Origin of the sequence: Pseudomonas sp. RIT-To-2, assembly GCF_029623465.1 — a bacterium.
Taxonomy (GTDB): domain Bacteria; phylum Pseudomonadota; class Gammaproteobacteria; order Pseudomonadales; family Pseudomonadaceae; genus Aquipseudomonas; species Aquipseudomonas silvicola.
Window position 1 is genome coordinate 100481 of sequence record NZ_JAPYKM010000015.1, and the last position, 18569, is coordinate 119049.

Below are 18569 nucleotides of genomic sequence, written 5' to 3' on the forward strand. Positions count from 1 at the left end.
AGACTAATGCGTCGCCACTTTCGCCGCCATTGTTTGTTGGATCACATCGACAAATGCCCTCACCAACGGGCTGCGCTCATGCTTGCGGGTTAGCACCAAAAGCGGCGCGGTGGCTTCCGGGTCGGCCAGCGGCCGGTAGGTTACACCCCGCTTGGCCAGGGTCTGTGTGCACTCGGGCACGACCGCCACACCTCGGCCTGCAGCCACAAGCGCGATGATCGAGGTGATCTGCTTGCCGGTGGGCGCCGGCCGACGCGTGAGGGCGTGGCGGCGGTAGAGAGTCTCGACGATCTCGTTCAGGCCCGAGCCGTAGTCAGTCGGGAAGGCGATCAGCGGGTAAGCACTCAACTCTGCCAATGTCACCTTCGGCTGTGAGGCGAGGGGGCTATCACTGGCGACGGCGGCTATGAGTGGCTCCTTACCAAGACACATGGCCTGGACGTCAGCGTTGTCGCTTGGTGGCTGCATGAGGCTCATGACTATATCCAGGTGGCCTTCGATGATATGGGCCCATTGGGTGTTGGAGGCTCCTTCCTCCACGCTCAACTGAACGTCCGGGAATGCGCCGCAGAAAGCCTGGATGGTTTGGCTGAAAGCGTCCGACAGTGCTATCGAGCTTGCATAGCCCACAGCCAGGTGTCCCAACGAACCTGCTGCCAGTTTGCTGGTAATGGCCTGCGTTAGGTCCACCTGCTCTAGCACCGAACGCGCGTAGGGCAGGAAGTGCCGGCCCTCGGCCGTGAGGATGACGCTGCGGGAACTGCGGTCGAACAAGCGAAAGCCCAGTTCAGCCTCCAGTGCTGAGATCTGCCGCGTCAGCGGCGGTTGCGCGATGTGTAGGCGCGACGCGGCGCGGCCAAAATGTAATTCATCGCTCACCATCAGAAAGTAACGAAGCCGGCGCAGGTCGATCATGCTCATCCTTGGGTATCAATCGGTCTGAAATAGGTATTGGATCCTGGTGTCGCCCTATCTTATAAAACAGTTCAAAAATATAACGAATTTTGTTATGAAGCTTTTCATGCCTTTCCCTCGCATAGCCTTGTTCCTGTGCGGCTGCGTGGCGTTTCTCAACCTGTACGCGACTCAGGGGTTGCTGGGCGAGCTGGCGGTGACCTTCCATATTTCACTGCGGCAAGCCAGCTGGAGCATCACCGTCACCACGCTGGCCGTGGCCATCTGCGCCCCCCTTGTAGGTCGGTTGACCGTTGGCATGGCTCAGCACCGGGTAATCGTATTGGCTGCGCTCGGACTGGGCGGCCTGCTTGCCCTGGTCACTGCCGGGCCGGACCTGCGTTTGGGCGCGTTCCATCGCTGCCTGACTGGCACTGGGTTGGACACGAAGGCCTTGCTCGATACTTGGCGCCAGGCCGGTTTTCAGGTAACCGATCCAGTGCCCGCCGCCCCCCCAGATACACCAGGGACGATGGTGGTACTGACCCGCGAGCGGGCCTTCGCCGTACATTTTCCGCAACTGCTAGATGCAGAGGGCAATCTTCGGCTGGACCATGAAACCTTGGAATTGGCCATGCTCAATACATCCCTGCACCTGCAACCTGGCGGTGGATCGCTACAGCCTCTCCCAACGGCACAGTTCGACGGAACTGTGCCGGAGAGCGCAGATGCGTTGTTTCTGATGGCTCCGGTTCCGCTGGAGCACATGGTGAGGTTGTACCGCCAGGGTCGCCGAATGCCACGCAAGAGCACTTATTTCACGCCTAAGCCGCATGGTGGAATACTCCTGGCGGCGCTGGTGTGAGGCGTCCCACCCGGCACTAACTTGTTTACGTACTAGAAGGATCTGGATCATGGCAGTTGAAACACAAGTACCCATCCAAAGCGATACCCGACGATTGCTACCGGTCGCAGTGGTAGTCTTTCTCGGTCTGATGGCCATGGGCATGCCGCTGGCCTCTGTCCCACTTTGGGTCCATGGGCAACTGGGCTACGGTATGTTGGTAGTCGGCTGTGTGATGGGCATCGAGTCGGTGGCTACCTTGCTGACCCGGCACTTTGCTGGCACTGCCGCCGACCGTCGCGGTCCTAAGTGGACAGTTATGCTCGGCCTGAGTGGGAGTGCCGTCTCCGGTGGTTGCTACCTGGTCGCGGCGCAGCTGATTGAAACGCCTCTGATCAGCCTTGTAGCTATTATCGCCGGGCGTATTGCTATGGGCTTCGCTCAAGGCCTTTTGTTCACGGGTGGCAGTACTTGGCCGATCGGCATGTTCGGTGCCGCCAAGGCGGGCAAGGCACTGTCATGGATCGGTATCGCCATGTTCGGTGGCATTTCTGCAGGCGCCGCAGTGGCCGCATTGCTGGGTGAGGTGGTGAGCTTTGCATGGGTTTCACTGGTGACCATGTTCATCCCCCTGGTGGGTTTGATCATCGCCCTGCGCACCCCTGGTGCCAGACTGGTCCATTCCGCGGAGAAATCCCTGAGGCTAGGAGATCTGCTGAGGAGGATCTGGCGTCCGGGCCTGGTTTTCGCCTTGGCCACGGTGGGTTATGTGACGGTATCTTCGTTCATCACTTTGACCTACGCTCAGTACCAGTGGAACGGTGCCGGTTATGCCCTAGCGGCCTTCGGCGCTGGCTATGTGGGGGCGCGCCTATTGCTGGGCTCGCGCTCGGACACTGCGGTGGGGCCTAACATGGCATTACTGATGTTGGTCATTGAGGCGGCAGGCCAGGCTGTGTTGTGGATGGCACCGACACCTGGCTACGCCATTCTCGGTGCACTACTGAGTGGCTTCGGCGTGTCAATGATCTATCCGCTGTTTGCACTGGTGGCGATTCGCAACATTCCGCACCATAGCTTGGGCCTGGCTATCGGTTTTTACGATGCCTGCTTTGATATCTCCATCGGCCTAGCCGCACCGCTTGCAGGACTTTTAGCCCGGCAGGAGGGCATGTCGGTGGTATTCCTGATTGGTACAGGGGCAACCCTGTTGGCGATGCTCGCAACGCTTTATGCGTACACCTACGCTTCGAGGGATGCCCGCAGTCCACATCTTGCCTCCTGAGTCTGATTAGCTACCCACGTAGGCTGCGTGGGTAGCTGACTGTGTCCTTAGTATGTTCGTCCCGATAACTACTCATGAGAAGGGAGAGCTGGCGGTTTCATTCCGCTTCGCTCATCTACGGTGGAGGGTAGGGCGGGACAGTCACAACGTACCGCATACCCGCTAGCTCTTCACACTCCGCGGGACAGCAAATCTGCCACCTCTTCACGGCTAGGCGCGTAAGCCCCAGAGTGCCTGCAAGACACCGACGCGCAGGCTGCCGAAAATTGCAGACGTGCCTTGGGTTGCTGAATCCCTAGGAACTGCGAGGCCAACCACCCGGCCATGCTCGCGTCGCCGGCACCCACCGTGTCAGCAACTTGGACTGCAATCGCAGCCTGTTCAACCTTGGCATTGCTCTCATACAACACCATGCCTTGAGCTCCGCGGGTGAACAGGATCTGCGCAGCGGCGTTCATGCCGCGTAGCTCCTCAAGCGCTTCTTCCTCACTCAACCCAGGATAGATTTGGCGCAGATCCTCATCCGACAGTTTGATGATGTCCGCAAGACTGACCATGGCGATGAACGTCACCTCGCGGTAGCGGTTGTCCATAAGGTTTCGCCAGTTGGGGTCATAGCTGACGCTCTTTCCATTCTTCTTGACCATCCTGGCCACCTCTACCAGCCGATCCCCTAATGGCTGACGGGCAAGGCTGATGCAGCTGAAATGGCAAAGCTCAACGCTGCCAAGCCACCCCTCGGGGAGTTGCTCCACATCAAAATGCAGGTCGGCTTCGCCGGCGAAGAAATAGCGGGGAGGGTGGCTGGAGGGCACTATCGCCACCAAAGGATCGGCGTCGACTCGCTGAAGAAATCTCATGTCCAAGCCCGCCGCCTTTGATTGCTCGGCAAGCTCGTCGCCCAGTGAACCAATACCGATAGAACCCGCAAACGCGGTTGGGACGCCGAGACGGCTCATGGCTCTTGCCACGTTCCAAGGCGCGCCGCCTGGATATCCTTGCCAATGCCCAGGCGAGTGTTGAACCACATCGGTCAGGGCTTCACCAAACACCACAACGGTTGGCAATTGCATATTCAATCTCTCTAATTGGATTCGTGCTGACGCGTGGCCGTCGTGCGCCGGTAGTCGCTGGGCGTTTGATCCATCTCATGCCGAAAGTGCCGGTTGAAGTTGGAGACGTTTTCATACCCGACTTCAAAGCAGATCTCCGCCACCGAGAGCTGAGTTTGGACAAGAAGCCGACAAGCGCGCTGGATGCGCAGCTTGCGCATCAGATCGATGAATCCGTGGCCCGTGATTCGTTTGAAGAAGCGCGAGAAGCCAGCCTCACTCATCCCGACACGCTCGGCGATAACCGATAGCCGAAGCTCTGATGTGAGCTCGTTGATCAGATAGTCGAAAGCCTGATTGATGCGCTCGGAACTGCGCGCGTCCAGTGACGGCGAGTAGTAGGCGCTCGCCAATACGCGGATGTCACGTTTAGGAGCTCTGGCGAGCGTACCGAGAAGATCCAGAAACCGAATCAGGCGCTGTAGTCCCTGAGCTTGGCCAATGCTTTCAAGCAGCAAAGCGGCGTCTTTGGCTGTTGAGCCGGTGAACTCAATCCCACGTTGGGCCAGTTCAAACAATGTTTTCAGCTCTGATAGCTCAGGCAAAGAACCACGGAGGTTGAGCAGGGCAGCGCCATCAAACTGCAAAACCACATCGCGACTTGCAATGAGCTCGCCTGGAGCCACGTCTCCCATCCAGTCGTGCGGCAGGCCAGGCCCGATCAATGCGACATGTCCAGCCGTGAAGGGGCCGATGTAGTCGCCAGCTAGAAGCTTGCCGCTACCTTGCCGGATCAGGTGAATTTCATACTCAGGATGGTGATTCCAGCGGGCAAGATCATAGGGATAGTCGTGCTCGTACCACCGAAAGCTCTGATCAGGGCCTGGGAGGATGACCTCAAGATTGGCGGGTCGTTGCTCAAACAAAGCAGCGCGGTTATCAGGCATCGAATGCCCCTTTGTATTTGTTCTACGGGTCGAATGCCTAACCATACGCCGATTTCTCTTCAAGCCGGTAGCCTAGCTATTGCCGCATACCGATACTTTTTTGATCGCCGGCCCGCGGCGGCTGCAAGGTCAAAAAAGTATCAATGCAGCGTCCGCCATTCGTTTGAGACTCCATTTTGGAGGTGATCTAATCGGCTCGTACACCGCTGGTGCCAAGGCACGATCTGAGCAGCAGTGGTCACCAACAAAAATAACAGCTCCAGTCGACCGGCTTGGAGCGGAGAGCCTCATGAAGATTACGAATGCGCTAATTCTTTCTGCTGGTCTGTCATTCGCCCTTGCCAGCCATGCCGCCGAGACCCTGACGATCGCGACGGTCAACAACGGCGACATGATCCGCATGCAGCGGCTGTCCAAAGTCTTCGAGCAGCAGCATCCCGACATCAAACTCAACTGGGTCGTACTCGAAGAGAACGTACTGCGCCAACGCCTGACAACCGACATCGCGACCCAAGGCGGCCAGTTCGACGTATTGACCATCGGTACCTACGAGACACCGCTGTGGGGCGCCAAAAACTGGTTGGAGCCTATGAAGGATCTTCCAGCGGGCTACGACGTCGATGACATCTTCCCTGCGGTTCGCCAAGGCCTCTCAGTAAATAACACCCTGTACGCGTTGCCTTTCTACGGCGAAAGCACCGTCACCTACTACCGCAAAGATCTGTTCAAGGCCGCCGGCCTGACGATGCCTGAACAGCCCACCTGGTCGCAGTTGGGTGAATTTGCTGCCAAGCTCAACGATCCGTCTAAGGATCAGTACGGCATGTGCCTGCGCGGCAAGGCCGGATGGGGTGAAAACATGGCTTTGCTGAGCACCATGGCCAACGCTTTCGGTGCGCGCTGGTTCGATGAAAAATGGCAACCCGAACTCAACAGCCCCGAGTGGAAGGCGGCCGCTACGTTCTATGTAGATACCCTGAAAAAATACGGCCCACCCGGTGTTTCAAGCAATGGTTTCAATGAAACGCTTGCGCTGTTCAATAGCGGGAAATGCGCCATCTGGGTCGATGCCAGCGTGGCTGGGTCATTCACCACGGATAAGGAGCAGAGCAGGGTGGTCGACAGCGTAGGCTTTGCGCCGGCGCCGACTGAAGTCACTGACAAGGGTTCGTCCTGGTTATACGCCTGGTCATTGGCCATCCCAGCAACATCCAAGCACAAGGAAGCTGCCAAATCCTTCGTCACCTGGGCGACCTCCAAGGCATACATCCAGCTGGTCACCGACAAGGACGGCATCACCAACGTCCCACCAGGTACGCGCATCTCGACCTACAGCGATGCCTACCTGAAGGCGGCCCCGTTCGCTAAAGTTACATTGCAGATGATGCAGCATGCCGATCCCTCCCAGCCGTCAGCCAAGCCGGTTCCGTACGTGGGTATTCAATACGTCGTGATCCCGGAGTTTCAGTCGATCGGCACGTCTGTAGGCAAGCTGTTCTCCGCGGCGCTGACGGGCCAAATGTCCGTGGATCAGGCCCTGGCGTCTGCGCAGTCCACCACCGAACGCGAGATGAAGCGGGCGGGCTACCCCAAAAAGTAGCAAGCCCACTACACCCGCCGGCCTAACGCCGGCGGTCAACGCCGCACAGGTAGACAACCATGAACACTTCGATCGTTCGGGCTCCGCTTACGGGCTCGACCTCATCACGCACGCGCCGAGTTTTTAACCCGGGATGGTTTCTGGTCTCGCCCTCCGTTGCACTCTTGTTGCTCTGGATGATCGTGCCATTGGCCATGACCCTCTATTTTTCGGTGATCCGGTACAACTTGCTTAATCCTGGCGAGAACGAGTTCGTTGGGCTGGAAAATTTTACCTATTTCGTTACGGATTCCGGTTTTCTGCCCGGAGCCGTCAATACGTTGGTGCTGGTGATCAGCGTGTTGCTTATCAGCGTCGTTTTTGGTGTCTTGATCGCCGCCTTACTGGAGGCGAGCGAGTTCCTCGGACGCGGCATAGTTAGGGTGCTGCTCATTTCGCCTTTTTTCATCATGCCGACTGTAGGGTCACTGATTTTCAAGAATCTGATCTTCCATCCGGTCTCCGGAATCCTTGCCGCGGTGTGGAAGCTCTTCGGCGCTCAGCCCATCGACTGGCTGGCCCACTATCCGCTGTTTTCGATCATCGTCATCGTTTCCTGGCAATGGCTGCCTTTCGCGATTCTGCTGTTGATGACGGCCATGCAGTCGCTGGATCAGGAGCAAAAAGAGGCGGCCCGGTTGGATGGGGCAGGGGCTGTGGCCATCTTCTGGCACCTGACACTGCCCCATCTCGCCAGGCCTATAGCGGTGGTGGTCATGATCGAGACGATCTTCCTGCTCTCGGTTTTTGCCGAAATCTTCACCACGACTAACGGCGGCCCGGGGTTCGCTTCAACCAATCTCGCGTACCTGATCTACAACCAGGCGTTGGTGCAGTTTGATGTGGGCATGGCATCTGCCGGTGGGCTCATAGCGGTCGTGATCGCCAACATCGCGGCAATCGTGCTGGTGCGCATGATTGGTAAAAACCTGACCGATAAAGCCTGAGGACGACGCCATGATGACGCTTAAACAAACCCGGCGCCTTCAAAGCGTGCTGCTTGGAAGCCTGGCGTGGATCATTGCCCTGCTATTGTTCTTCCCCATCTTCTGGATGGTATTGACCAGCTTCAAGACCGAGATCGACGCCTTCGCGACGCCGCCGCAATTCATCTTCATGCCGACCTTGGAAAATTACCTGCACATCCAGGAGCGTAGTGACTACTTCCACTTCGCCTGGAACTCGGTGCTGATTTCGTTCACTGCCACCGTCCTGTGCATGCTGATCGCGGTACCTGCTGCCTACTCCATGGCCTTCTACGAAACCAAGCGCACCAAGCAGACGCTGCTGTGGATGCTGTCGACCAAGATGCTCCCGCCCGTTGGCGTACTGATGCCTATCTACTTGTTGGCCAAGGGCACAGGGTTGCTGGATTCGCGACTGGCACTGATTGTGATCTACACGCTGATCAACCTGCCGATCGTGGTGTGGATGGTTTACACGTACTTCAAGGACATTCCGCGGGAGATCCTCGAAGCGGCCAGGTTGGACGGAGCAACCTTGGGACAGGAAATGCTGCGGGTGCTGATGCCGATCAGCAGAGGCGGGCTGGCATCAACCATGTTGCTGTCACTGATCTTGTGCTGGAACGAGGCCTTCTGGTCGCTCAACTTGACCAGTTCCAGCGCTGCACCTCTCACAGCGCTTATCGCTTCCTACTCAAGCCCAGAAGGCTTGTTCTGGGCCAAGCTTTCAGCCGTCTCCACCTTGGCCTGCGCCCCGATCTTGATCTTCGGCTGGATCAGCCAGAAGCAACTCGTCCGTGGGCTGTCCTTCGGGGCCGTCAAATGATGAGAGCAGCAGGTCGTTAAACGACGAAGGCTCAAACCTCACACAGGACTTTACGCATGGCCACTTTGAAAATAAAAAATCTCAAGAAAGGTTTTGAAGGACTGTCCATCATCAAGGGCATCGATCTCGAGGTCAGGGACAAGGAATTTGTAGTTTTTGTGGGGCCGTCCGGGTGCGGTAAATCCACGCTGTTGCGGTTGATCGCTGGGTTGGAAGAGGTGACCAGTGGCACCATCGAGCTCGACGGTCGGGACATCACCGAGGTGACTCCCGCCAAGCGAGACTTGGCGATGGTGTTTCAGACCTACGCCCTGTATCCGCACATGACGGTACGCAAGAACCTCTCCTTTGCGCTGGATCTGGCCGGTGAAAGGAAGCCAGATGTAGATAGGAAGGTCACCGAGGCTGCCAGAATTCTTGAACTCGGCGCGCTGCTGGATCGCAAGCCTAAACAGCTCTCGGGTGGCCAGCGCCAGCGGGTAGCTATTGGTCGGGCCATCGTTCGTAACCCAAAAATCTTTCTGTTCGATGAGCCTCTGTCCAACCTCGATGCAGCCCTGCGCGTGCAGACACGGCTGGAGCTTTCGCGGCTGCACAAGGAGCTCCAGGCAACCATGATCTACGTGACCCACGACCAGGTCGAGGCCATGACATTGGCTACCAGGGTAGTGGTATTGAACGGCGGGCGGATTGAGCAAATCGGCTCGCCCCTTGAGCTCTACCATCATCCCGCCAACGTGTTCGTTGCGGGCTTTCTCGGGACACCCAGGATGGGCTTCCTTCAGGCGCACGTGCAGGCCGTCAATGCATCAGGCGTAGCGGTCAGGTTCACTTCTGGAACCACTCTGCTTATCCCGCGCGCCAACTGCGCGTTGTCGATCGGCCAATCCGTCACGGTGGGTGTCAGACCGGAACATCTGAGCCTTGGAACCGAGGGCCAGGTGCCGGTGACCACCGACGTTACTGAACGGCTGGGAAGCGACACGTTCTGCCACGTGAATGTGGATTCCGGAGAAAGCCTGACTGTCCGTGTTCACGGCGATTGTGAAGTGCCTTATGGCGCCAAGCGCTACCTGACCCTGGATGTCGCTCATTGCCACCTGTTTGATGACAACGGCCTTGCTGTCAGCTCTGCCGCATCACGCGCAGCTTGATTCCAACAGCGCGCCTGCCGACAAGCGCGCCACCCATTCAGAGGTAAATGATATGAAACGTCTCGAAGGAAAAAGCGCGTTGATCACGGGCTCCGCGCGGGGTATCGGTCGCTCGTTCGCTCAAGCCTACATTCGGGAGGGCGCAACCGTTGCAATCGCCGACATCAACCTGGAACGCGCCCAGGCCACGGCGGCCGAGCTGGGTGAGCAAGCTTATGCTGTGGAGATGGACGTCACTGACCAGGCATCCATTGAGGCTGCGATTGGCGCTGTCGTAGCCCATGCTGGGAAGCTCGACATTTTGGTGAACAATGCGGCGTTGTTCGATCTTGCCCCGATCACGGAGATCACACGGGAGAGCTATGACAAGCTATTTGCGATCAACGTTAGCGGTACGCTGTTTACGCTTCAGGCAGCAGCCAAGCAGATGATCGCACAAGGTCATGGGGGGAAGATCATCAATATGGCCAGCCAGGCCGGTCGCCGCGGTGAAGCCCTGGTGGGCGTCTACTGCGCGACCAAGGCCGCGGTTATCAGCTTGACTCAATCCGCCGGCCTGAACCTCATCAAGAACAAGATCAATGTGAATGCGATCGCTCCCGGCGTCGTGGACGGGGAACATTGGGATGGCGTCGACGCGTTGTTCGCAAAGCACGAAAACCGTCCACTGGGTGAGAAGAAAAGGCTGGTTGGACTGGAAGTCCCTTATGGGCGGATGGGCACCGCTGAGGATCTGGTGGGCATGGCCATCTTTCTGGCGGGCGCAGAGAGCGATTACATCGTCGCGCAGACCTACAACGTTGATGGCGGTAATTGGATGAACTAGTGGTGGGTGATAGGGACACACAGATCCAGTCCCTCGAGGAGAAGCATGCCCATGCCTGCGGCGCGCTGGAGTATTACCGAGAGTCCGTCAGGGAGCGGCGAGATCAGGATCAACGCCGACATGAATCCCAGCGATTCGCAGGTTCGAATAGTTGAGGACTGAGTGTGAGGGTGTTGATTTCGCAGGATTTCGCGAGGGGGTTATCCTTTGGTAGCGCTCTCGTGCAGCAGGTAGCGCCCACTGAAACTGGGACTGATCAAAGGAACGCAGAAGGCCGATCCCTTTGTTTCGCGCGAGGTTAAGGGCGCTCGATTGAAATGCACTGGCGGTGACGAATATACCTTTCACATTGCAGCCCGCGACCTGGCCAACCTTCGAGATAAAAGTGCTCTGCTTCTGAAAATCCATCTCGGGCTACCGCTCCTGGGAATTGCGGGCATGATCGGCGCTCGATTATACGGTGCTCAACAGCTTCTCCAGCTGCGCACGCTCCCAGGTACTCAAAAGCTCCACGGGATCCGTACCGAAGCGCTGCAGTGAACCAAAGGCGTACGCACGGCCATCTGGACTGTGGCAGCTGTCGCAGTAATCGAGGGTGTCGCACTCGTTTTGAAACGTGATGACCCAGCCATCCGCTTCGACGCTCATGCGACCGCAGTAAATCTGCGACCAGGACTGCTCGCCCAAACGACGCATGAGACGAATACCCAAGGCAATGTCGCGCAGGATTTGATATGTCTCACGGGCTGTTAAAGATTTTGCTGACAAACGAAAGGTGCCTGTGTGGGACTGTGGATTTACCTATGGTAGAGGATACGTCATCCAACAGCTGAACCGTCCATGTCTGGACGTCCAGAACTTTCACACGATTCGTGCGCTGGCAAGTATGGACGAGAACACACTGTCCCAGGAGGACGTGTGGCTGAAGCGATATTCCCGCGCGATCCCGATCTGGTTCCAAGGCTTATGGGACACCGTCGGCGCTCTGGGGGTACCCGGGCCTTTGATCCCACGTGTCAGCAAGGACGATTTCGCTTTTCTGGAAACCGATCTGCGGATCAACTACACCCACGCCTACCATGCCCTGGCGATCGACGAGCATCGCCAAGCCTTCGCCCCAACTCTCTGGGTAAAAAACACTCCCAAGCAGGGAGACACTTATCCTGCGCGTGATCTCGCTCACTATGCGCAGGAAGCCTCCACCGAAGAGCTTGAGCTTTGCCGCCAACATCCCCGACGAATCAGGCAGGCAAAGAGGAGGGCGGTTGAACCCCGTTGATCTATGCCTAGTGCACATTGCAGCTGAAACGCCCAGCCTAAATTCCGCAGATTACAAAGCGGCAAGATCAATGCCAAGCAAGCCCGGCAATGTGCGTCTACCTCACCGATAACCTCAGCAATCATCAGAAAATTCATGGCGAAATACGGCTCTAGCCCTGGAAACTGATTAGCGCCATTACCGCCGCAATCCCGTCCATGGCAACCCAGGCCCACGCTAAATGCGTACCGTCGTCGACCATGGGGTGACAGCTGGAAGGTTTGGTAGCCAAGACCGAGCTCTCGAAGATAGTTCGTTCCGGACAAGGCTGATCACTCGGACGACAGCGGTGCACAGATGCCATGACCGACTAAGTCGCGATCTCGTCATATGGCCCAAGCGAATGAAATTGAAGAATGCGCAGCGTGGCGGTGAATGAGTTGAGGGAAATAGTGCGCTGAGGGTCGACGCGATTACCTCGCGGTACAACGGGCCGGACAGCATGCGTTCATTCCAGGGTGCGTCAGAAACTCCTGGCAGCAGACGCTATGCCTGAAGGACCGGGCGGAACTCTCGAACCAGAGGCTGCGGGGTGCCAGATGGAATGAGGCGTCTGTTTCCCGAGCTTCGCCCGGTCCCACAGAAAACTCGATCAGCTCGAAAGCTCGGTGCGTCCTGGTGCTTGGAGTATCCAGGTGGCAGAGCAGACCCATAATCCCGATCACCACCCACAACCCAATACGCGATTTAACATAATATACATTATGCGTAGTGTCGTATGAAACCCCACAGGCCGAGTGTGGCGCTTTCCGAGAGCCAGCCCTCACCAAACCCAGGCCAGCGCCCACCTTGAATACCTCGTCAAGGATAGTCAGTCCCTCCATGCGGAACCCGGCACCGATGAATTCGCTTCAGCGCCATCTTCCATCCACGCACCGCGCCATGCTTCTCAATCGCCAACACCGCATACCGCGAACAACTCGGTTCAAACCTGCAGGCATTTCTCAACCGTCCAGGTGCCACGCGCTGGTAACCTCGAATGGCGCACACCGATAGCCAGGCGATCATGTGGGTTTGCGAAACGAGATCACATAGTAATTGGCCGTGGAGTCTTTCTTGCCCGACAGTGCGTCGAAGCACCCGGCCTTGATCGAGACGCCGATGGTGTCGACCCGATGAAATTCCCAACCTTGCGCGGCGTGTTCGTTGACCACGTTCTGCAGGTAGACGGCGGCTTCGTTGCCTCGGTGCTTGCTGGCCTGAACTTCGATGTTGGGTGGTACCTGGACCATTTTATAGACGTACACAGTGACTCCTTTCCAAGGATAAGCTGTCTTGCCGGACAGCAACGTGGCCGGAGGGTATCAGCCACCGATTGGGTTTCGGCCCTGCATGGCCGGTATGCGGTGCGATTACGCTTTTATGTCCTGTCCCTAACGGGGCTATGATTTCGGCCGATTTTTCTCATACGGATGCTAAAAGTCTTTCTGAATCATGCGTCTACGTGAAATCTGAGTGGTTGAGCAGGCCCTAATCCTTCGCTTTTCAAGCAGGTGCGCGCCCGAATAGCACTAAATCGAGTTCAGGACTTCGCCCGTCAACCTGATCGGCGCATGCATTCGGGAATGCATGAAGCCTGGCAATATGATCGATCAGTAGGTGCGCAACTCCATGAACGACCTGTAAGATAGATGCCCTGCTTCCCTGGCTTTCGTGGGTGTTATTAATAACTCAACTAAAGAACTATTTAGTTGAGTTATTAATTTGGATGAAGGGGATGGCGCACAAGGCCCCTCCTCTCATCAACGAGCCTTCACCTTAAGTTGAAGTCGTATTGAAGCGTCATCTTCACATCAAAATAGTCGAGGCGATCCCCAAGCGAACTTGCATCTCTTCTTTCGCGAGCCAGGCTGAGGGTCAACAACGAACGAAAGCCCTTGAGCACCCCCTCCCGGGGGCCGTACCCAACGTAGACATCAGTGGCGGCCCCACGCACCAGGACGTTTCGGTGGTAATCCTCATAGCCTCTCGTATAGAGTTGGGCAACCCCGAAAAATGTGTCACGCGGCAGATCCCAGGTATGCCCGGCCTGCCAAGACCACATGTCGCTGTAATTACGATCGATGCTCAGCTCAAACGTATAGCTCAAGTCCGTATCAACGCCGGCCAGCCAGTTCAACTTCGGCCCCGCCTTGCCTACCGCCACGAACGTTGCCCCATCCTGGTTGATATAGCTGAGCTTCCCGCCCATCACGTAGGTATGGTCCGAGCCATCATAGCGGGTCGACATGCCATTCAAGCGGGCGTAGAACGCGACAAATTCCGGTTTTACAAAACTTTGCCCGTCGGCGCTGATAGCGTAACGCTGCGCTACCCGGCCCATGACCTGGCCAGACACATCATCCTGCCATGAGGCGCTAAACGCATAGGTATCAAGGTTTTTGTGGTAAACCGTGGAAACCAGGTACTGAGGGCGCAAGAGGTCGTAGGTATAGGTGTCGGGATTGATGGGCCCCGCCTTGTGTACACCCAGTGCTACGTCGGGGTAGTTGTACACCCCGGTGCGATACATGCCGTATACATCGATATTGAACTGCGGGCTATATTTGAACAATGCACCATCCGATAAAGACGGCTGAGTGCGCTGTGATGACGAATTTATCAGGGGAATATCATCTTGCCCACTGTACGCCGAATCCGTCACCATCCGCCCTACTTTCAATTTCAGGGTGTCAGATAACTTCACTTTCAATGCTGCGGTGTAGCGGCTGAAACTGGCGTCCTCGTCCAGGTACCAACGCGTGCTCCAGCCTTCGTGATCGCCCAGGCGCTGGGTGTAGAACAAACCTGCATCAAGACCCAGCGTATCGCCGATAAACGGGCTGTTATATTCCAGTGCAGCGCCCTGAACCCAGGCATAGATATCATGTGCCGACCCGGCGCTGGGTTTGTCGGCTCGTCGCATTTCATTACGCAGACGAAGCCTCAGTGCATCCTCCTGCTCGTAAAAATCAGCCGCGGTTACATGGCAAGCCAGGCATGAACATAGCGCTGCCAAGTATCGGGCAGTGTTTCCTCGACGATGCAGCATTAGACGCTCGCTTGTTATTGGATTTATGAGTCGGCAACAAAACGTTAATGACACCGACGCTGCTACGAAACGGCCGAAGAGCAGTTGGAATTTGTCATCATACAAGATGGGGTTTTATAGCGAAGCAGCGGTGAAATGGCTACGTTCGCAGCTATCGTTTTTCCCGATACCTGCCATCACACCCTGCCATACCCCTGTTTAGCCTAGCAATTATGGCGGTAGCCAGGGTCGACCATTGACACCCAGGCACGTGACTAGGGATACTCAAGCCTGTATGACAAGCTGAACCGCACGCTCCGTGTGGCCGCACCAAACCATGGATTGAATGTAAAGGACGAACGGATGAAACAGCGAAATTCAACAATGACAAAAATAGTTGCGCTGGCAGTACTCGGAACGGGCGCCGGTCATGTATCGGCTCAACAAGCACGCACAACCCTTTCAGCACAGAACTTCCCCCAAGTGGGCGTCGTTGATGAACGGTTTCAGTCCTATAACATTGAAATGCTGGAGGTCACGGGCGGGAAGTTCTGGAAGCCCTATTCAGACATTCACATACCCACGCCAGCACCAGGCGCAGGAGATAAGCCCTCGACCCCACCGGGCATGAACCCCGCCATGTTTGCCTATCGCCCCCCGTTGGACCTGAGCAACACCCGCCTGCGGAACCTGGCCTCGGCGCTTGCGCCGGCTTACGTCAGAACAAGCGGCACGTGGGCGAACAACACGTATTTCGACGATGCCGACGACGCCATCAGTCAACCGCCCGCAGGCTTTTCCGGCGTGCTGACGCGGCAGCGCTGGAAGGCGCTGGTCGAGTTTTCCAACACGGTGAACGCCCCTATCATCACCTCTTTCGCAACCAGCCCCGGGGTACGTGACAGCAACGGCGTCTGGCAGCCGGACCAGGCCCGACGATTCTTGAACTACACCCAATCAATCGGCGGGCATATTGCCGCCGCGGAGTTCATGAATGAGCCCAATATTGCCTCCATTGGCGGAGCCCCCAAAGGCTATGACGCCAAGGCGTACGGGCAGGATTTCAAGGTATTCCATACGTTTGCCCGTGACGCGGCACCCCACATGCTTGTTCTTGGCCCGGGGTCGGTGGGGGAAAACGATGCCGGGTGGGGCATGGGCAATACTGGCATTCCCATGATAGGTACGGCGGCGCTGTTGCAAGCTGCCGGCAGTGGCGTTGATCGCTTCTCGTACCACCACTACAGCGCTGTCTCGCAACGTTGCGCGCCGGCAGGCCAGACTACCGAGAACGCTGCGTTGTCGGAGGATTGGCTGGCACGCACCGACGTGACGTTCGCGTTCTACCGGCACCTGCGGGACCGCTTCGAGCCCGGCAAACCTATTTGGCTGACTGAAACCGGTGACGCTGCCTGTGGCGGCAACCCGTGGGCGTCCACGTTCAGGGACACCTTCAGGTACCTGGATCAACTCGGTCGCCTTGCCAAGCAAGGGGTTGAAGTGGTCGCGCACAATACCCTGGTGGCCAGCGACTATGGGTTGCTCGACGAGAATACGTTCGCCCCCAAACCCAACTACTGGGGCGCGCTGCTGTGGCACAGGTTCATGGGCACGGTGGTACTGGATGCGGGGGTCGAACGTCGCGAGGGTTTGCACGCCTACGCGCAATGCCTGCGCGGCACGGCCGGTGGCGTGGCATTGCTCATCATCAACAATGATGAGAAGCACAGCAGCCGTATTTACCTGCAGCAGCGTTCGAACCGGTACACGCTGGCGTCGACCGCCACGTTGTCGGGAAAAGAGGTCGCGCTGAACGGTGTGCCGCTGAAGCTGACCACCGATGATGAGCTGCCCGCGTTGACCGGCGCACCAACCGAAGCAGGCGCCCTGGAGTTCAAGCCTGCCACGATTACGTTCCTGACGGTCCCGGAGGCGAATAACCCGGCGTGTGCTCAGGGGGCCCACAACCCCTGATACCCCGGTGCTCCGATGGCGACGCACCCATTCAGAAAATATAGTTGAAATATTCAACTATGTTGCTATGCTTCAGTCACCCTACTGGAGCATTCCATGTATTCCGACTTTCTGAATTTCAAGCTCGATATGGCGAGCGCCTTGCTGATGGAGCAAGCCGACGCCGTGTATCGACAACATTGGGACCTGGATGTGCGCGGCCTGCGCGTGCTGCGCCTCATCCAGGCCTACCCCGATATCACGCCCAAGGAAGTCTCGGCCCGTGCGCTGCTGGAAAAGACCCTGCTGTCCAAGACCCTGTCGCTGCTGGAATCCCGCGAACTGATCTCCCGCCATGCCCATCCGGTCGACCGGCGCAGCGTCGGCCTGCGCACCACGGCCATGGGCGCCCAGGTGGCCGATGACTCCTCCACCGTTGGCGCCGAGCTGGAAGACCGGCTGGTTGGCGCCTTGTCGCAGCAAGAGCGTGAAACCCTGGATGCGCTGATTTCCAAGCTGGTGTGCAGCCTGCTAGCGCCTACCTGACACCCCCACCCTACCCGCTTTTATGCCCTCTTTTCTGTAAGGAGTAGCTCATGTCGTCCCTGAAAAAGTTGATCCCCACGCTCGATGCCCTGTTGCCGGAGCTGGAAGAAATCTACAAAGACCTTCATCGCAACCCCGAACTGTCGATGTGCGAATACCGCACCGCGAAGATCGCCGCTGATTACCTGGAGCGTTACGGCTACGAGGTGAGCCGCGAAATCGGCGTGACCGGCGTGGTCGGCGTGTTGCGCAACGGTGATGGTCCGGTGGTGATGCTGCGTGCCGACATGGACGCGCTGCCCATGGCCGAAGCCACCGGCCTGCCTTACGCCGCCGATGTGGTCACCCGCAACGAAGATGGCGTCGAAGTGCCGGTCTGCCACTCCTGTGGGCACGACATGCACGTCACTTGGCTGATGGGGGTGGCGCGGGTGCTGTCCGAGCATCGCGATACCTGGCAAGGCACCGTGCTGGCGGTATTCCAGCCAGGTGAAGAAGTGGGCGTAGGCGCACAGAACATGATCGACGACGGCATGATCGAACGCTTCCCCAAGCCCGACATCATCCTGGGGCAGCACGTGATGGTTGGCCCAGCGGGTACTGTCGGCCACCGAAGCGGCACCATTCTGTCGGCCGGTGACAGCATGAAGATCAAGCTGTTTGGCCAAGGCTCCCACGGTTCGCAGCCACAGACCTCCATCGATCCGGTGATCATGGCGGCGTCCACCGTGCTGCGCCTGCAAACCATCGTGTCGCGGGAAATCTCCCCTCAAGATCAAGCGGTGTTGACCATTGGCTCCCTGCAGGCAGGCACCAAGGAAAACATCATCCCCGACGACGCCACGCTGAAGCTGAACATGCGCACCTACGATGAAGGCGTGCGTGACCACATGCTGGGTGCCATCAAGCGCATTTGCTGCGCCGAGTGTTCGGCTTCCAACGCGCCCCGTGATCCGGAGTTCACCACCCTCAACCGCTACCCGCTGACCGTCAACGATGCCAAGGCGTCCACACAGCTGGCAGAAGCGTTTGGCAACTGGTTTGGCGACCGCGCCTATGAAACCGCACCGGCAGCGGCCAGCGAAGACTTCAGCGTGTTCGGTCGTGCCTGGAAGGTACCGTATGTATTCTGGTTCGTTGGCTGCACCGACCCGCAGGTCTACGAGCAGGCCAAGGCCAACCGCCAGATCAACAGCATCCCCAGCAACCACTCGCCCAAGTTCGCGCCGTTGCTGCACCCTACCCTGCGCACCGGCCTGGAAACCATGCTCTGCGCAGCCTTTGCCTGGTTCGGGAACGCTGAGTAACAC

General features: G+C 57.7%; 17 protein-coding genes and 1 pseudogene. 11 read left to right on the forward strand and 7 right to left on the reverse strand.

Annotation, left to right across the window (positions count from 1 at the left end):
• Positions 1–3 precede the first annotated feature (3 nt).
• The gene (locus QBK88_RS15615; protein ID WP_277962730.1) at positions 4–915 is read right to left on the reverse strand and encodes a LysR family transcriptional regulator; all 912 of its coding nucleotides are present in this window, start codon (positions 913–915) and stop codon (positions 4–6) included.
• Positions 916–1009: 94 nt separating this feature from the next.
• On the opposite strand from QBK88_RS15615, the pseudogene QBK88_RS15620 reads away from it, so the two are divergent.
• Positions 1010–1279, forward strand: a pseudogene (locus QBK88_RS15620) (MFS transporter); the annotation flags it as partial.
• 529 nt (positions 1280–1808) lie between these two features.
• Positions 1809–3023, forward strand: coding sequence for an MFS transporter (locus tag QBK88_RS15625; protein WP_277962731.1), 1215 nt, complete (start codon positions 1809–1811; stop codon positions 3021–3023).
• A gap of 170 nt (positions 3024–3193) precedes the next feature.
• Here the strand turns inward: QBK88_RS15625 and QBK88_RS15630 are convergent, their stop codons facing one another.
• Together QBK88_RS15630 and QBK88_RS15635 are read right to left on the reverse strand one after the other, a co-directional pair.
• Entirely contained in the window at positions 3194–4096 is a 903-nt protein-coding gene (locus QBK88_RS15630) for a carbohydrate kinase family protein (RefSeq protein WP_277962732.1), read from the reverse strand.
• Between the two features lie 11 nt (positions 4097–4107).
• Positions 4108–5022, reverse strand: a complete 915-nt coding sequence (locus QBK88_RS15635; RefSeq protein WP_277962733.1) for an AraC family transcriptional regulator — start codon at positions 5020–5022, stop codon at positions 4108–4110.
• Between the two features lie 289 nt (positions 5023–5311).
• On the opposite strand from QBK88_RS15635, the gene QBK88_RS15640 reads away from it, so the two are divergent.
• The 5 genes from QBK88_RS15640 to QBK88_RS15660 are packed head-to-tail and all read left to right on the forward strand — an operon-like array spanning position 5312 to position 10432.
• The gene (locus tag QBK88_RS15640; RefSeq protein WP_277962734.1) at positions 5312–6622 is read left to right on the forward strand and encodes an ABC transporter substrate-binding protein; all 1311 of its coding nucleotides are present in this window, start codon (positions 5312–5314) and stop codon (positions 6620–6622) included.
• Between the two features lie 59 nt (positions 6623–6681).
• A complete protein-coding gene (locus QBK88_RS15645; RefSeq protein ID WP_277962735.1) occupies positions 6682–7608 on the forward strand; it encodes a carbohydrate ABC transporter permease in 927 nt (308 codons plus the stop codon).
• Between the two features lie 10 nt (positions 7609–7618).
• Positions 7619–8452 carry a carbohydrate ABC transporter permease gene (locus QBK88_RS15650; RefSeq protein WP_277962736.1) on the forward strand — a complete coding sequence of 278 codons (834 nt, stop codon included), beginning with the start codon at positions 7619–7621 and terminating at the stop codon, positions 8450–8452.
• A gap of 56 nt (positions 8453–8508) precedes the next feature.
• The gene (locus QBK88_RS15655; RefSeq protein WP_277962737.1) at positions 8509–9606 is read left to right on the forward strand and encodes a sn-glycerol-3-phosphate ABC transporter ATP-binding protein UgpC; all 1098 of its coding nucleotides are present in this window, start codon (positions 8509–8511) and stop codon (positions 9604–9606) included.
• A 52-nt stretch (positions 9607–9658) separates the two neighbouring features.
• Positions 9659–10432: an L-iditol 2-dehydrogenase gene (locus QBK88_RS15660; protein WP_277962738.1), complete on the forward strand. Its 774-nt coding sequence runs from the start codon at positions 9659–9661 to the stop codon at positions 10430–10432.
• Positions 10433–10885: 453 nt separating this feature from the next.
• Here QBK88_RS15660 and QBK88_RS15670 read toward each other — a convergent pair whose 3' ends face one another.
• A complete protein-coding gene (locus tag QBK88_RS15670; protein WP_277962739.1) occupies positions 10886–11200 on the reverse strand; it encodes a DUF7693 family protein in 315 nt (104 codons plus the stop codon).
• 118 nt (positions 11201–11318) lie between these two features.
• Here QBK88_RS15670 and QBK88_RS15675 point away from each other — a divergent pair, with 118 nt between their 5' ends.
• Entirely contained in the window at positions 11319–11711 is a 393-nt protein-coding gene (locus QBK88_RS15675; protein ID WP_277962740.1) for a T6SS phospholipase effector Tle1-like catalytic domain-containing protein, read from the forward strand.
• An 840-nt stretch (positions 11712–12551) separates the two neighbouring features.
• Here QBK88_RS15675 and yidD read toward each other — a convergent pair.
• The 3 genes from yidD to QBK88_RS15690 form a co-directional block, all read right to left on the reverse strand.
• A complete protein-coding gene (gene yidD / locus QBK88_RS15680) occupies positions 12552–12758 on the reverse strand; it encodes a membrane protein insertion efficiency factor YidD (RefSeq protein WP_268142244.1) in 207 nt (68 codons plus the stop codon).
• Positions 12755–12997, reverse strand: coding sequence for a DUF4177 domain-containing protein (locus tag QBK88_RS15685; protein WP_268142245.1), 243 nt, complete (start codon positions 12995–12997; stop codon positions 12755–12757). Before QBK88_RS15685 ends, yidD begins: the two co-directional genes overlap by 4 nt.
• Positions 12998–13503: 506 nt before the next feature.
• Complete coding sequence (locus QBK88_RS15690; RefSeq protein ID WP_277962741.1) at positions 13504–14781, reverse strand: hypothetical protein; 1278 nt, start codon at positions 14779–14781, stop codon at positions 13504–13506.
• A gap of 342 nt (positions 14782–15123) precedes the next feature.
• Between QBK88_RS15690 and QBK88_RS15695 the strand changes: the two genes are divergently transcribed.
• From QBK88_RS15695 to QBK88_RS15705, 3 genes are all read left to right on the forward strand, one after another.
• Positions 15124–16734 (forward strand): hypothetical protein, encoded by a 1611-nt coding sequence (locus QBK88_RS15695; RefSeq protein ID WP_277962742.1) that lies wholly within the window; start codon positions 15124–15126, stop codon positions 16732–16734.
• Positions 16735–16830: 96 nt separating this feature from the next.
• Positions 16831–17259, forward strand: coding sequence for a MarR family winged helix-turn-helix transcriptional regulator (locus tag QBK88_RS15700; RefSeq protein ID WP_277962743.1), 429 nt, complete (start codon positions 16831–16833; stop codon positions 17257–17259).
• A gap of 50 nt (positions 17260–17309) precedes the next feature.
• On the forward strand, positions 17310–18566 hold the full coding sequence (locus QBK88_RS15705; protein WP_277962744.1) for a M20 family metallopeptidase: 1257 nt from the start codon (positions 17310–17312) through the stop codon (positions 18564–18566).
• Positions 18567–18569 lie beyond the last annotated feature (3 nt).